Consider the following 14681-nt stretch of genomic DNA (forward strand, 5'->3'; position numbering starts at 1 on the left):
GGGTACTGAAAAAACGGAAGGAGTTCGGCTTAGTTGAGGATGCTCTGTGCGACGCCAGCGAGCTGGTCGGTGTCCGCGCTCTGCAGTTCGTCGTTGGCAAGCTTCAGGCGGAGGCGTGGGCGACCGACGTCGATGGGGACCTTTTCCGTGCCGATGAGGCCCATGTCTTCGAGCTTTGTCTTCGTGCGGGAGAACGTGGCTTTGCTTGCGATGCCGACGTCCTCGCCCCACTTGCTGATGTCGTAGAGCAGTGCTTCGTTTTTGGCCGCGACGAGGAGGCTGATCGTCACTTCGTCCAGACCGTCTCCGTCGCCACGTGCGGTTTCGAGGGACGCGAGGACGCTGTTGAAGTCGTCTTCTGCCTCGGGGCTGATCTCGTCGCCGAGCGTCTCGCGGACACGCGTGATCGGGGGCGTGCGGAGCGAGAAGGAGCCTGCGTCGTCCCAGAACTCCGTGTACGTGCCGTATGCGGCGTCAACGAAGTCGTCGTCGTCCGAGGTGAGACCGCCTACGCGGTCGCCCGCCGTGACGAGCGCGATGACGACGTCGTCGGTGACGAGGAGCGAGTTGCCGGAGGTGTCGTCAGTCGTGCGAAGGGTGAGTGCATCCTCGTCGATGAGGTCTGCGGCGTTACTGGCGATGATGAAGTCCTCCATCACGTCCTTCAAGGTACTCTCGTCCGCGAGCATGCGCATCTCGGGGAGGTCACCTTCGTATTCCGTTGCGGCGTCGATGAGGTCCTCGATCGCGCTCGCGGATGGGTTCACGACGAGCATGACGTCGGGACTTTGATCGATGACCGTCTGCAGGATTTCGTGGACGCTTTGGTTCAAGAGGTTCGATTTTGTTTCCATGGTAGCAGGGAAGAGATTCATGTATTTAATTTTAACGCTCGAACTCAACGGAAATCATAGGTTATGTAGCATGAACAATTAGTCAACGACGTAATTATAATCTCTAAATTTGTATAATATCGGCCTGATCTCCGATATCTCTTCAGTGAATTTGAATTTTTCAGTGTCCCCGCGAGAGTGCCCAGATCGCACAATATCGCGTAATTTTACCTTCCGATAACTGTTGTTGGCCGGGAATAACCGGATAATTCCGTTGGGTAAGCGGTAATTACCAAATCAAGATTGCGTGAACAGTCCGAAAGGATGAAGTATGATGGATGTGGTGTTTCAACACATACCATGCGATCCGAAATCCGACAGTGGTTCGCGAGTCATCCGTGGGCGTTGAACGCAGCATTCACCTTGATGTTCGCATCGGTCGTGTACACGGGTGGCATCATTTCACCCCTGGAAGCCGGTACGGCTGGCGGTGGACCCTGATTACAACAACGATTCCAACTTGCTCGACCAGTACAGTTCACCATCATACACAATCGGAATTTTTGCCCGCGTGAGAAATGACTTGAGTTCAGCCTGATCTAGCGTGAAGACTGCATCGTGTCCATTGAGGTACATCTTGTTGTCCTCCTTCAAAAACGGTTGATAGTATCCACCATGCATTCGCTCCGCGATCGAACTGTATGATAACTTGAACTTGCATCCGTTGACCTTTGTAAGGCGTCCTATCGTCGGAAAGACGGTCCCACACTGCGTTAACTGGTGTGTCCCATCACCGACGACTGCGTAGTCCTTGTTCATCATTATTCGCCGTCGAGCGATTTGAAGGGCTCGCTGGATGCTGAAGCCGTTTATCAACAGTCGAGCGAACGAAACACCCACTTTCCCGGCCTGTTTGTTCAACACCTTGTTGAACGTCACTGCACCGGCCACGCTACCTTTCCTAATCAGTTCCATCCCCTCGTAGTAGGATCCACATGCGTTCAAAAAGAAGGTCTGGACGTTGCTCTCCGTGATGGACGACACCGGGAGAGTGCCGTTGGTACAGCGCAGTCCGGACTTCTCACAGTGACCGATGTAGTGGACGAAATCGCTCGGTGTTTCCAACACCTCGGCGAGTTCCGTGCATGTCAGATGTTCACGAACCGTAACATCGATCGGTAGATTTTCCGACCGGTCCAGATAGATATCGGCCACGTCCTCGTGTTCGTCTTCCATCGTCTCGTCGTTCAATATCAGGGTCACGTCGATGTCCCCTTCCGACTCTTCGAGGTACTTGAACCGGTTCTCGTAGGCACTCGGTTCGACCTTGAACACGTCGATGGGTACGCCGTCCGCCAGCCATCCATGAACACGCCCCCTGTGAAGTTCGGGCATCACCCTATCGACTGACGTAACGCTGTTCGTCGTCCGGTACGGGCTGTCGGCCGAAACCGCACGTGGCTTCGACGGTTCGGCTTGTGGATTACCACGATAGAAGTCGCCGAGCGATACGTCCAACAGTTCGTTCTTCTGTAGATTTGACGATTCTGGGAGGTAGATGAGGCTCAGGTTTGCAAGCAGATACGGGAGCGAGGAGACGTTTTCCAGCGACGGCTCGACGTACATCGCTAGATGCCAGTCCGGAAGTCCATCGTCGATACGGTCGAAATCCACGAGGTCGTAGGTGACCAATTGTTCGGCCGGTGTGGCCTCGTAGGTTGCCTTCGCGTCGATATCGATCTCATCGAGTAGATCCAACTCCGCGAGCTCCCAGCAGTATGGTCCCTCATTGCGGACGAGACAGTCCAGAAAGAACAACCGACGGAGCATGTCCGCGACTTCGTGTTGATACGACGGGAGGGGACTGAATACGTACGTGAAGTTGACCTCGGGTGCCGAAAGCACCGGTGCATCGCGCTCTTCGACCACCACGTCCGCTTGCAGATAGTACGCGAGGGGTGCGGTGACGAACAACGTCCTGAAATCGTCGGGAACGCGGAGTTCGATGCCAACGTCCTTTTTCTCCGCTCGCACTGGGTCCGGGATGTGTAACTCGTTTCCCACTTCGAACTGGGGCGGATGCCCACGAAGGGTCGGATACGACCTGTCCGGGCCGGTCGCCTTCTGAGATGAGGAGGCGTACGAGATTGCTGTCGCTAGCCCTTCCGTCGTCGGTGGAATGGTTATCGTATCGAGTGGGACGTTGTGATGGCTCCGAAAGCCGAACGTAATCGGAATCCACTCGTGGAAATCGACGATTAACGATTCGAAATCGTCCGTTTTACGAATGGACGCTGACCCCGAAAATCGGAGATACGTTTTGACGTTCCCGTGGATGTTTGCGAGGTACTCTCCGTCGGGAAGTTCGAGGGGTTTGGTGTCATTACCGTGCTTGTACTGTTCCCCCGTTTCGACTTCGGTGATGTTTACCAAACTCGGAGGAAACGTGAGTTCGGACGCGTAGCCGGGGACTAACTCGTCGACCGGCGGTTCGATTTCCTGCGTCTCGCCGCCGGACTTCCAGTCGGGCGCATCGATGGTGACCCCCGTTTTTGTCCGGTCGAACGCGCGAACCCCAGTTTCCGTTTCCTCCCATTCGATCATACCGGTAATAGAAGCGTTATCTCACTGTTAGTTTATATTTCTGTCGGGGACGGCGATCTGCCGTGCGAAGGGTAAACTTATACCTCGCGGTGTCTCGGGATTTCACATGGAGTACGACCACGTTCGAGCGACCGATCCGGAAGTCGCCGACGCTCTCGAAGCGGAAGTCGAACGCGAACGCGACACGCTGGAGATGATCGCCAGCGAGAACTTCGCCAGCGAGGCGGTTCTCGAAGCACAGGGAAGCACCCTGACGAACAAGTACGCGGAAGGCTACCCCGGCGAGCGATACTACGGTGGCTGTGAGCACATCGACACGGTCGAGAGTCTCGCCATCGAGCGCGCGAAGGAACTCTGGGGTGCGGAACACGTCAACGTCCAACCGCACAGCGGTTCGCAGGCGAACATGGGCGTCTACCTCGCCGTTCTCGACCCCGGCGACAAGATCCTCTCGCTCGACCTGACCCACGGCGGCCACCTCAGCCACGGTCACAAGGTGAACTTCGCCGGAAAGCTGTACGACGTCGAACAGTACAAGGTGGACACCGAAACCGGCTACCTCGACTACGACGCGATTTACGATCACGCCGTCGAATTCGACCCCGACATCATCGTCTCGGGCTACTCCGCCTACCCGCGACAGGTCGAATGGGAGCGGATTCAGGAGGCCGCCGACGCGGCGGATGCGTACCATCTCGCCGACATCGCTCACATCACGGGCCTCGTCGCCGCTGGCGAACACCCCTCGCCGGTCGGCATCGCCGACTTCGTCACCGGTTCGACGCACAAGACGATCCGCGCCGGACGCGGTGGCATCATCATGTGCGACGAGGAGTACGCCGACGCCGTCGATACGGCGGTCATCCCCGGTATGCAGGGCGGCCCATTGATGCACAACGTCGCGGGCAAAGCGGTCGGATTCAAGGAAGCGCTCCAACCCGAGTTCGAGGAGTACGCCGCCCAGACCGTCGAAAACGCGAAAGTGCTCGCCGAGACGTTCCAGGACCACGGCTTCGGTCTCGTCTCCGGCGGCACGGACACCCACCTCGTGCTCGTGGACCTGCGTGAATCCCACGAGGACGTGACGGGCAAGGACGCCGAGGAGGCGCTCGAAGACGTCGGCATCGTCCTCAACGCGAACACGGTTCCGGGCGAGACGCGCTCGCCCTTCGTCGCCAGCGGTATCCGCGCCGGTACCCCCGCGCTGACGACCCGCGGCTTCGACGCGGACGACATCGAACGCGTCGGCGACCTGATTGCCCGCACGATAAATCACATCGACGACGAGGACGTGAAAGCGGAAGTCGCCGAGGAAGTGCAGGCCCTCTGCGAAGAGAACCCGCTGTACGAATAAGTCGTCTCAACGTTTCTTTTTCACGAGCGACACAGCTAATTCGGCACGCCGTGAGGTTCGACCATGCCTGAACAACTCGCGGGCTTCAAACGCGCCGATATCGTGTTCACCGATGGAACATCCCTCGCCGACGTGACCGTCGCCATCTACCCGGGTTGGATTCGCATTCAGACGGAGACGGCGAACCAGTTCCATCCGCGCGAGCAGGTGGACCGGATTCAATCGACTCGGTGATACCGATGACCGACGATTCAGACGTTCTTCGGGTGACGATACATGTGGAGGACGGAAGCGTCGAATACGTCGAAGGGGAGGATGTGGTTCGGTATCCGAAGTACATCGGTGGGGAAACGGAATACGATACGATGCCGGTCGAAAAATGGGTCGAATTCCGGGCTGCCGATGCTGCGAAGGATGTCGTCTGGGAGGAGCTAAACGAACGAGTGGATGGAGAGATTTCCGGGGTCGGAACCGGAATCAGTTCCACCGACAACGGTGCTACGAAGACCGTGAAAGTGTACCACGAGCGGTGGCGAAACGAGGATGGCACCGTCACCGAGCCATCGATTTCGTTCGACCGATTGCAGGAAATCACACCGGTGCGTGTGGAGACGACTGCGGAATATCACGGCGATACGTACGCCCGTTCGATTCCCGTTCAAGTCGTCACCATGGAGTCGCAGTTTCTCTAACCAATATAATACACGTTCGTGCATATATTCGTATTTTCAATCTCAAAAATACGCACGAACCCGGATGTTTAAGGGGCTTCGAGTGCCAGTGGTCGGTAATGACGGACATCATCGACGGGCGTGCGGTTGCGGAGGGCATTCGAAGCGACCTCGGCGAGAGCATCGAGACGCTGAAGGCGGAGGGTGTGACGCCGGGACTGGCGACGGTGCTCATGAGCGACGATCCGGCGAGCGAGACGTACGTCTCGATGAAACAGCGGGACTGCGAGGAGGTCGGTATCAACGGAATCCACATCGAAATCGACCCAGAGGCACCCGCCGAGGAACTGTACGACACCATCGACGACCTGAACGAGGACCCCGACGTCCACGGGATTCTCGTCCAGATGCCCGTTCCGGACCACATCGACTCGCAGAAGGTGCTCCGCGCCATCGACGCCGAAAAGGACGCGGACGGCTTCCACCCGGAGAACGTCGGCATGCTCGTGGCGGGCCACCCGCGATTCAAACCCTGCACGCCACACGGCGTCCAGAAACTCCTCGAATCGGCGGGCGTGGACCCCGAAGGCAAGGACGTGGTCATCGTCGGTCGGTCGAACATCGTCGGCAAACCGCTCGCGAACCTCCTCATTCAGAAAGCCGAGGGTGGCAACGCGACGGTGACGGTGTGTCACTCCCGTACCGATGACCTCCCCGCGAAAACCCGCGAAGCGGACGTGGTCGTCGCGGCCTGCGGCGTCCCCGAACTCATCGACGGTTCGATGCTTTCCGAGGGCGTGACCGTCATCGACGTGGGTGTCAACCGCGTGGATGCGGACAACGAGAAGGGCTACGAACTCGTCGGCGACGTGGACTTCGAGAGCGCAAAGGAGAAAGCGAGCGCGATTACACCGGTGCCGGGCGGCGTCGGCCCGATGACGCGGGCGATGTTGCTCTACAACACGGTGAAGGCCGCCGGAGAACAGACGGGCATCGACGTCGAACTGCCGTAAAGCGGAGAGTCGAACGGCGCTATCCTAACCGGTCGAGTCTGTCCCGACTGCTCGCGAGGGCGTCCGGATCGTCCTGGTCGAAATACCGCCGCAACTCACGGGCGGCCGACACGAGCACTTCCGCGGTGTCGATGTCGGTTCCGCCTTCGAGCGCCTGCGCCCTGCGGACGTGTTCCCCGAGGGTTTCCAGCGTACTCCTGCTCTCCCGACTGACGTCGTGTTCCCTGGTCCACTCCCCCATCTCCCGGTGATACTCCTTGAGCGATTCGGCGTCGGCCAACCCGCGGATCTCGTATATCGATTCCGGGAGGTCCTCGGTGTCCGGTCGTTCGCCCTCGTCGGCCCCGCTGAGCAGGGAGTAGAAGTAAATCTCCTCGTCGTCGGTCATCCGCATCGACCGACTGAACAACTCGCCCGCGTGGCGGAGTTCGTTCGCGGCGAGGTAGGTGCCGTCGAGCGGGAGGAGTTCGCCGCCGCGGATGAATCCACGCTTTCTGACGTATCTGCGGCCTTCCTTCGCCGCGAGGTCTGCGACCTCGCGCGCCGGTTCCTTGTCGAGTGCGTTCCGTATTTCGACCAGGTCGAGCGTCGCCGGACGGTCGGTCTGTTGGAGACGATTCTCGTCCAAGCCGACGCTCTCCATGCTTCCACAGTCGGGACACGTGACGCTCCCCGTCTCGTAGTACGACCACTGGTTCCCGCAGCGCTTGCACTCACGGGTTCCGCGAACTTTCATGCCCATCCGTTACAGGCCCGCGGTAAAAACTTTCACGCGCGTGAGCGGTCTCCTCTTTCCCTTTCACCTCTCCCTTTCGTCCCTCCCTTTCGTCCCTCCCTTTCGTCCCTCCCTTTCACCGCTCCTCTTTCAGCTTCGGTCCCCGCTACAGTTCCTTTCTCCCCAGTACATTTATCAGCGGTCACGAACTACTCCGTATTACTATGTCGAGTGAAACAAGCTCGGAGGATAGAGTAAGTCGCCCCGTGGCGGCTGGTCGAGAAATTCTCGGCCACTTGTACCGCTGATTCTGCGGAGTATTCCGCGAACGACTCGTCCGCTCCCGCCGAGACGTCAGTCTCCGCCGAGCGAACGGACGATGGCGTGTCGCTGACCGTCTCTGGCGAGACACACGAACTCACTAGACGCGAGGCCACCCACTTGCGGGAGGTTCTCGGTCGAGCGCTGACCGAACGCCGCGAATACCTCTACACGGCCGGGGAATACCGCGACGACGGGAGTTACGTCGTCTCGCGCCGCGGTGCCGATTCTGCTGGTCATCGAAAGGTGTTCGAGCGCTTCGACGTACTGGTGGACCTGTACGACCGACTTCCCGGAGTGTTCACCGCCGATGACGTGGACGAACGCGGACTGACCGGCGGACGACGTCACATACTCGTCCATCACTTCGCCGAACACCCCGAGTTCGACTGCGAACTCGTCTCGCGTCAGCCACTTACCGTGCAGAAGGAGAGTGAAACGGACGGGTAGAAACGCGGACGAACGACACGCGGACGAATAGTACACGGAGAGCGACGCGGGAACCCCGACGACGCTTCCGACTAGTGAACGCTTTTCGGGGTGGACTGCTTCGTCCCGCGTATGTCACACCACGCCACAGACGGTCGACCGCGACCGTCCACGTTCTCTATCGTCGCTCGCGACCCGGAACAGGACGCCATCGGCGTCGCCGTCCAATCGAAGTTCGTCAGCGTCGGCAGCGTCGTCCCGTTCGTCAGCGCTGACGCCGGAGCCATCGCCACACAAAGCTTCGCCAACGTTTCCTACGGACCGGACGGCCTCGGACTGCTCCGGAAGGGGACCCCTGCCGACGAAGTCGTGATGGAACTCACCGGGGCCGACCCCGACTTCGAGTCGCGACAACTCGGCGTCGTCGAGGCACCCATCGCCGCCCGCCGCCGGACGAAATCCCACAACGTGGGCGCACAGAAGGATTCGATAGCCGCGTTCACGGGCATGGAGTGTTTCGACTACGCGGGCGACATTCAGGGCGCTCACTATACCGTGCAGGGGAACATCCTCGAAAACCGGGCTACCCTCGAAGCGATGGCCGAGACGTTCGAGGAGACCGACGGCGGACTACCGGAACGACTCATCGCCGCGCTCCACGCGGGCAACGAGGCCGGTGGGGACAAACGCGGCGAACAGAGCGCCGCGCTCTACATCGCCAAACCGCAAGGCGGCTACGAGGGACGTAACGACCATTGGGTGGACGTTCGCGTCGACGACCACGAAACTCCAATCGACGAACTGGAACGCGTCTTCAAGATTTACGACGTGACCCTTCTGGAGCGCGAAGCCCCGGACGAGACGCGCGAACTGACTGGCGACGTTGCCGAACAGGTCAGCGGCACGCTCGCGGAGATGGGCTTTTTCGAGGGGACACCATCGACGGAATTCGGCGACGAGGAACGCGACGCCCTGGAGGACTTCCGCGGCCTGAACAACTTCGAAAACCACTCGCTTCCCGTGCTGGAGGACGCCCTCGCACGCGGCTGGGACGAGTCGTCCGGTGACGGCCAAGGAAAGATGGTCGACGCCATCTGGCACGGCCTCTCCCGACTGCAACGGAAGTGACGGCGATAGGAGAGGGAATTTTCGGATTTCGATTTCGCTGTAATTGAACGAGAGCACGGGAGAGCGTCGCTCTCCCGGGGAATCGGTTGGAGAGGACGGGGTGCGGTTTTTGTGGTTCGGAGAAAACCGATTCCGGAGCCGTTTGCGAGTGGGCTAACGTTAATGAGGCTTGACCGACAAGCAGTATCTATGAGTACAGATGCCGCACCGAACGGGGAGGAAAGCCCGACAATCGAGGTGACCGAAGATGCAGCGGAACAAGCGCTGTCGTTGCTGGACAGCGAAGGCCTCGACCATTCGGTAGCGGGGCTTCGACTGTTCGTACAGCAGGGAGGCTGTGCCGGACTGTCGTACGGGATGCGGTTCGACGACGAACCGGAGCCTGACGATACGGTGTTCACACATTACGGTCTGCGGGTGTTCGTCGATCCGGCGAGCATGAACTACATCGAGGGGAGCGTCGTGGATTACGAGACCGGTCTCCAAGGTGCGGGATTCCACGTCGAGAACCCGAACGTGGTCTCCGAATGTGGCTGTGGCGAGAGCTTCCGAACCTGATTCGACGCGACGAAGCCCGCGGTATCGGTAAAAGAATGGATCGGTGGCTGTTTTTCCGTCAGTCCAGTTCGAACGCGACTGTTACTTCGGATTGGTACTGACGCCCTTCGACCGAGGCGACTTCGACGCCGAGGGTGTCGACTTCGACCCACTTGATTTTGTCGAGCGTTTCCTCAGCCCGATCGATGGCGTTTTCGGTCGCTTCGTCGAACCCTTCGTCGCTCGTTCCGATGAGGGTGATCTTCTTGAACACCATGGCGTATGTGATTGTTCCGCACCGGTAAAAACCGCATCGGCCGTCCCGGTCCCATCCCGTCCCGTATTCCTCCCATCCCGTTCCGTATTCCGTTCGTTACTCGGACCCCTGCATCCGTGCATCGAGGCGGGCCGCGAGGGCACCCGTCACGTCGGTGAGGTAGGCCGTCCCCCAGAGTGCGGTGACGAGGCCGCCTGCCGTATCGAACACCAAGTCGAGCATGGTGTCGCCGAGTCCGAACTGGGTGAGGACCGCGCGTCCGCCGACGATGGACGCCAGGCCGCTGACGGCGAACTCGGTCACTTCCCAGATGACGCCGAACGCGACGACGAACATAAGGATGAAGACGAACATGAACCGGGGTGGGAGATACACGTCCTCGTAGTGTGAGTCGAGCGCCCGGACGGTGGCGTAGCCGACGCCAGCGACGAGCGATGCCGACAGCATGTGCGTGACGTGGTCCCACCACCAGACGTTCTGATAGGGTCCGAGGGTGCCGACCGCGTGGAGGAAGACGGCGGTGGTGATCCACAGGGTCAACCCGGCGTCCATCGGAATCCCGTAATCGCGCTTGAGAACCGCGGGGGTGTGCGTGACCGCGAACGCCAGCGCGCTGTTGATCATGATTCCGAGGTTGCCCCTGTCCATACCGACGAAGAAGATGCCGACGAGGCAGAGTTCCATCACGCGCGTCAACTGCTGTTGTCTCCGCTCGGAGATGCCGAGGCGTTCGCGTACTCTCATTCGAGATGCTCCTGAATCTCGGCGGGCAACCGTTCTTCGGCCGGGATGACTCGCCGGAAGTACCACTCGAAGACGATTCCAGCGACGATGCCGACGACCGTCGCGTAGACGAAATCCCACATCAGTCGATACTCGCTGTGGAGGAGGTGCGTTCCGAGGTAGATGTCCGAAAGCCACTGGACGACCGCCCAGACCCCGGCCGTCGCAATCGTGGCGATGACCACGAAGAGGACGGCGAACCAGTGGTTCATCCGAACCGGGGTGAAGACGTGTAACTCGACGGCGACGATGAGCGCGAGCGCGGCGACCGAGAGGTACGTGGCGACCCGTGTCGTGAGCGCGAGGGTCGCGAGTTCCCGTCCGAGGACGGGGAGTGCGGCGAGTATGAGCACTTCCCACGGGAGCATCGCTTCGGTGTTCCGAAAGGCCACTGGTGGTACCAGCGCGAGCGCCGCAACGCTTCCGGCGAACATTGCCCACAACAGGTCGTCCTGCACCAGGCTTCCGATCATCACGATCACCAGAAATCCGACGAGTAGCCACGCCAGTCCCGCGTTGACACGCTTGTCTTCCACGAGTGCGTCCAACTGGCTGACCCGCTGTGCCATACCCTGAATACGAGCGCTGGCGGTAAGAAATGATAGGAAAGGACGCGAAAAACGAAATCCGTCGGGAATTTCAGCTGAACGGACTATTCGGTCGGGGAAGCGGTTCAGGCGAACTGATACACCGCGGCGTACGCGACGGCCGCGAGTGTCACCGCAGCCATGCCGGTACACAGCCACGCCGTTGGATTCCGAACCGGACGGAACGGTCGTTTGGGGTGCAGTTGCGGTCCGACGCCGACGGCACCCACCGCGAGCACCGAGAACACGAATTGATACGAGACCGAAAGCGTCGGGGCGGGAATCACCAGCGCGGCCAGTGCGTAGCCCACCCCGAGCGCGGCGCGCGGGTGGATGTGTTCGCGGAACTGCTCACGAACGCGGCCGCCGTTGAGGTGAAAGTACACCGAGACGGCGAACCACGCCAGCACGACTTCCAGCCCGAAGATGGCGAGCAGGTTCAGCGTCGGGTCCGAAAGGATGGCGATGCGGGAGTGCAGCAGCGTCACGTCGAAGGGGTAGAAGAACTGTGGCGGTGCCCCCGTGAACACGTCGCCGAACGGGTGGGACATCAGTCCGAAGACGGCGGCGAGAACCAACTCCCTCGGCCCGAGGTCGGTGCGCGAATCGGCGACGAGCGCGGCGACCGTTCCGACGACGACGAAGACGGACATGACGCCCGCTCCGAGGAAGCCGCTGTTTGCGAACGCGATCCAGACGAGTCCCGCCAGTAGGGCCGCGGACAGCAGTTTCCTCCACCGATCCCCGGTCGCCAACACGAACGCGGGACCGGCGATCGCGGCGACGACGAGCGAGTGGGTTACGGCGCGGTGAACGAGGTGTGCGCTCCCCCAGAACTCGGCTGTCATCCGCCAGACGCCGCCGAACCCCGACTGTACGAGACCGATCACCGCGTAAGTCATGTCAACGTCCGGAACAGTAGCGAAGACGCCCGCGACGACCCCAAATGCGAGTGCACGCTCTGTGGACCAGAATCGCCGGGCGACGAGCGCTGCCACCCCGAAGGCGAGCAGCGCGTGGCCGACCATCATGGAACTATCCTTCGCGTTCAGTCGTCATAAGCTTCTCTCCAGTTCGACCCCTACTGCATCCGACCTTCGGTCTGCACCGTCTCGATGGCCTTCGAAAGCGATTCGGTCGTCCGGTCGAGGACGCCCGCCAATTCCGGTCGATTCGCCGAGCGATTCCGTGTGCGGTCGCTGGTGCTGTTGTGACAGCGTTGTTCTCCACTCCTCGCTGGAGCAGTTGCTCTTCAGTCGTCGTCGGCATAAACCGGTCCGACCGTTCGGAAAGAAATAGCCGCTTGGAATCGAGTACGAGACGTTTCGCGTCGCACGTGTGATAGCCCAAAAAAGTGAGAGTTAGAACCTCGATTGCTCGCCCGAGATTTCCTGCTGGATTCCACCGGTCGGCGGCTCCTGCCCTGTCGTCCTCAGCTGGTCGAGCAATCGGTAGGTCGAATCGACGGCCCGGGAAAGAACCGACGCACACTCCTGACAGTGCGGGCTCTCGTGTCGCATACACTCGCTTGCACATTCCTCGGCCGCGTTCGCGAAGGTTTCGGCGAGCTCTGGTCCGAAGACCGAGTCACGCGCGATGAGCTTCGTGTTCAGCGTTCCGAGGTCGGCAACGTCACGGCAGAGCCGAATACATTCGGCCATCTCCGGCCCCTCGTCGAGACATTTATCGGCACACCAATCACAGACTTTCGCGGCCTGCTCGAAATCTTCGAGCGCGACACGCATCTCGCCCGGCAACTGGTCGTCGAACTGGCCGCCCGGTTGTGTCATCCCTCGTCCGATCTGCTGGCCGATTCCCCCTCGTTGGGGCGTCCCTTGCTGAGCCATTTCTCGTTGGCCCATTCCGCCGTGGCCGGTTCCACCGCCATACCCCTGACTGGGCATCTGCTGGCCGATTCCCCCTCGTCGGCCACGCTGCTGACTGACGGGCGGTTGCCCGTACCCCTGCTGATACTCGGTGCCGTACTCGTTGCCACCGCTGCTCTGCGCCTGCGAGTGCTGCATGGGTCTCTGTTGTGTCATGGTATTTCTCCACCCAGCAACGTGCTGGGGTACCCCGTCCTACGCCCATGACCCGAATAAACCGGACCGACCGTTTCGACCGTTCGGGATCCGTTCGCAGGGAGAAACGCCGCGTTGTGCGATTTAACGGTCCGTTGGGTATCGACTGCCGGGACGGCGGGGTTTTTGTCACCGCACGTGATACGGAAAGGCATGGAGAACCCTACGGTAGGCGAGTTGACACCGCCCGACAGAACGCTGATGGGTCCCGGTCCGAGCGAGGTACATCCACGCGTCCTCCGCGCGATGAGCACGCCGTTGGTCGGCCATTTAGATCCGTCGTTCATCGACATCATGAACGAGGTTCAGGACCTCCTCCGGTACACCTTCAGAACGGAGAATCAATGGACCATTCCCGTCTCCGGAACCGGATCCGCCTCCATGGAGGCCGCCATCGGAAACCTGGTCGAACCCGGCGACACGATGTTGGTTCCGACTAACGGCTACTTCGGCGGCCGGATGGAATCCATGGCGAAACGGGCGGGTGGCGAAGTCGTCCACGTCGATGCGCCGTGGGGCGAACCACTCGACCCCGCCGACGTGCAGGTCGCGTTCGAGGAACACCAGCCCGATATCTTCGGATTTATCCACGCGGAGACGAGCACCGGCGTCGTTCAACCGGGCGTTTCCGAACTGACGCACATTGCCCACGACCACGACGCCTACGTCATCGCCGACTCGGTGACATCGCTCGGGGGCGTCGAGTTGAAGGTCGACGAATGGGACATCGACGTGGCCTACTCCGGCCCGCAGAAATGTCTCTCCTGCCCGCCGGGTGCGAGTCCGCTGACGCTCAACGACCGCGCGATGGAAAAGGTGCTCTCCCGCGAGGAATCCCCCCGCTCGTGGTATCTCGACCTCTCGCTCCTCGAAGGCTACTGGGGTGAAGACCGGGCGTACCACCACACGGCACCCATCACGAACGTATATGCACTCCGTGAGGCGCTTCGGCTCGTCAGCGAGGAAGGCATCGAATCGCGCTGGGAGCGCCACCGCGACGTTGCCGGTGCGCTCAAGGCGGGCGTCGAAGCGATGGGTCTCGAAATGAACGCGCCCGAGGAGTACTGGCTCCCGAGCCTCAACGCGGTTCGCGTACCGAACGGCGTCACCGACACCGACATCACGAGCTACCTGCTCGACCAGTACGACCTCGAAATCGCTACCGGACTCGGTGATTTGGACGGCGAAATCTTCCGCATCGGTTGCATGGGCTACTCCGCCCGCCCGGAAACCGTCTCGTACCTCGTGAGCGCGCTCGGCGACGCGCTCCGCGAACACGGCGCGGACGTGGACGTGGAGGCGGGACTCGCGGCGACGAGCGAAGCGCTCGGCAACTGAGTCGAAAACC

16 protein-coding genes are annotated in these 14681 nt (G+C 60.6%); 8 read left to right on the plus strand and 8 right to left on the minus strand.

Annotated features, from left to right (window positions below; all coding sequences use genetic code 11):
- Positions 1-29 precede the first annotated feature (29 nt).
- Positions 30-854, minus strand: coding sequence for a transcriptional regulator TbsP (locus NKF26_RS05020; protein ID WP_253227142.1), 825 nt, complete (start codon positions 852-854; stop codon positions 30-32).
- 480 nt (positions 855-1334) lie between these two features.
- Positions 1335-3437 carry a hypothetical protein gene (locus NKF26_RS05025; RefSeq protein ID WP_253234050.1) on the minus strand — a complete coding sequence of 701 codons (2103 nt, stop codon included), beginning with the start codon at positions 3435-3437 and terminating at the stop codon, positions 1335-1337.
- Between the two features lie 106 nt (positions 3438-3543).
- On the opposite strand from NKF26_RS05025, the gene glyA reads away from it, so the two are divergent.
- From glyA to NKF26_RS05045, 4 genes are all read left to right on the plus strand, one after another.
- A complete protein-coding gene (glyA, locus tag NKF26_RS05030; protein WP_253227144.1) occupies positions 3544-4791 on the plus strand; it encodes a serine hydroxymethyltransferase in 1248 nt (415 codons plus the stop codon).
- Positions 4792-4854: 63 nt separating this feature from the next.
- Positions 4855-5025 carry a hypothetical protein gene (locus NKF26_RS05035; RefSeq protein ID WP_253227145.1) on the plus strand — a complete coding sequence of 57 codons (171 nt, stop codon included), beginning with the start codon at positions 4855-4857 and terminating at the stop codon, positions 5023-5025.
- 5 nt (positions 5026-5030) lie between these two features.
- On the plus strand, positions 5031-5483 hold the full coding sequence (locus tag NKF26_RS05040) for a hypothetical protein (RefSeq protein ID WP_253227146.1): 453 nt from the start codon (positions 5031-5033) through the stop codon (positions 5481-5483).
- Positions 5484-5581: 98 nt separating this feature from the next.
- Complete coding sequence (locus NKF26_RS05045) at positions 5582-6475, plus strand: bifunctional methylenetetrahydrofolate dehydrogenase/methenyltetrahydrofolate cyclohydrolase (RefSeq protein ID WP_253227147.1); 894 nt, start codon at positions 5582-5584, stop codon at positions 6473-6475.
- Between the two features lie 19 nt (positions 6476-6494).
- Here the strand turns inward: NKF26_RS05045 and NKF26_RS05050 are convergent, their stop codons facing one another.
- Positions 6495-7211 (minus strand): TFIIB-type zinc ribbon-containing protein, encoded by a 717-nt coding sequence (locus NKF26_RS05050; protein WP_253227148.1) that lies wholly within the window; start codon positions 7209-7211, stop codon positions 6495-6497.
- 363 nt (positions 7212-7574) lie between these two features.
- Between NKF26_RS05050 and NKF26_RS05055 the strand changes: the two genes are divergently transcribed.
- From NKF26_RS05055 to NKF26_RS05065, 3 genes are all read left to right on the plus strand, one after another.
- The gene (locus tag NKF26_RS05055) at positions 7575-7961 is read left to right on the plus strand and encodes a hypothetical protein (protein WP_253227149.1); all 387 of its coding nucleotides are present in this window, start codon (positions 7575-7577) and stop codon (positions 7959-7961) included.
- A 111-nt stretch (positions 7962-8072) separates the two neighbouring features.
- Positions 8073-9068 carry a DUF1028 domain-containing protein gene (locus NKF26_RS05060; RefSeq protein WP_253234051.1) on the plus strand — a complete coding sequence of 332 codons (996 nt, stop codon included), beginning with the start codon at positions 8073-8075 and terminating at the stop codon, positions 9066-9068.
- A 189-nt stretch (positions 9069-9257) separates the two neighbouring features.
- The gene (locus tag NKF26_RS05065; protein WP_066142078.1) at positions 9258-9626 is read left to right on the plus strand and encodes an iron-sulfur cluster assembly accessory protein; all 369 of its coding nucleotides are present in this window, start codon (positions 9258-9260) and stop codon (positions 9624-9626) included.
- A gap of 58 nt (positions 9627-9684) precedes the next feature.
- Here NKF26_RS05065 and NKF26_RS05070 read toward each other — a convergent pair whose 3' ends face one another.
- The 5 genes from NKF26_RS05070 to NKF26_RS05090 all read right to left on the minus strand — a co-directional run bounded on the left by NKF26_RS05070 (position 9685) and on the right by NKF26_RS05090 (position 13294).
- Positions 9685-9882: a dodecin gene (locus tag NKF26_RS05070; protein ID WP_253227151.1), complete on the minus strand. Its 198-nt coding sequence runs from the start codon at positions 9880-9882 to the stop codon at positions 9685-9687.
- A gap of 96 nt (positions 9883-9978) precedes the next feature.
- Complete coding sequence (locus tag NKF26_RS05075) at positions 9979-10626, minus strand: hypothetical protein (protein ID WP_253227152.1); 648 nt, start codon at positions 10624-10626, stop codon at positions 9979-9981.
- Positions 10623-11234 carry a hypothetical protein gene (locus NKF26_RS05080; protein ID WP_253234052.1) on the minus strand — a complete coding sequence of 204 codons (612 nt, stop codon included), beginning with the start codon at positions 11232-11234 and terminating at the stop codon, positions 10623-10625. The genes NKF26_RS05075 and NKF26_RS05080 overlap by 4 nt, the downstream gene beginning before the upstream one ends.
- Positions 11235-11338: 104 nt before the next feature.
- Complete coding sequence (locus tag NKF26_RS05085) at positions 11339-12283, minus strand: metal-dependent hydrolase (protein WP_253227154.1); 945 nt, start codon at positions 12281-12283, stop codon at positions 11339-11341.
- A 330-nt stretch (positions 12284-12613) separates the two neighbouring features.
- Positions 12614-13294: a four-helix bundle copper-binding protein gene (locus tag NKF26_RS05090; protein ID WP_253227155.1), complete on the minus strand. Its 681-nt coding sequence runs from the start codon at positions 13292-13294 to the stop codon at positions 12614-12616.
- A 192-nt stretch (positions 13295-13486) separates the two neighbouring features.
- Between NKF26_RS05090 and NKF26_RS05095 the strand changes: the two genes are divergently transcribed.
- Positions 13487-14671, plus strand: coding sequence for an alanine--glyoxylate aminotransferase family protein (locus tag NKF26_RS05095; protein WP_253227156.1), 1185 nt, complete (start codon positions 13487-13489; stop codon positions 14669-14671).
- Positions 14672-14681 lie beyond the last annotated feature (10 nt).

This window comes from Haladaptatus sp. AB618, from assembly GCF_024136965.1.
In the GTDB taxonomy this organism is placed as follows: Archaea; Halobacteriota; Halobacteria; order Halobacteriales; family Haladaptataceae; genus Haladaptatus.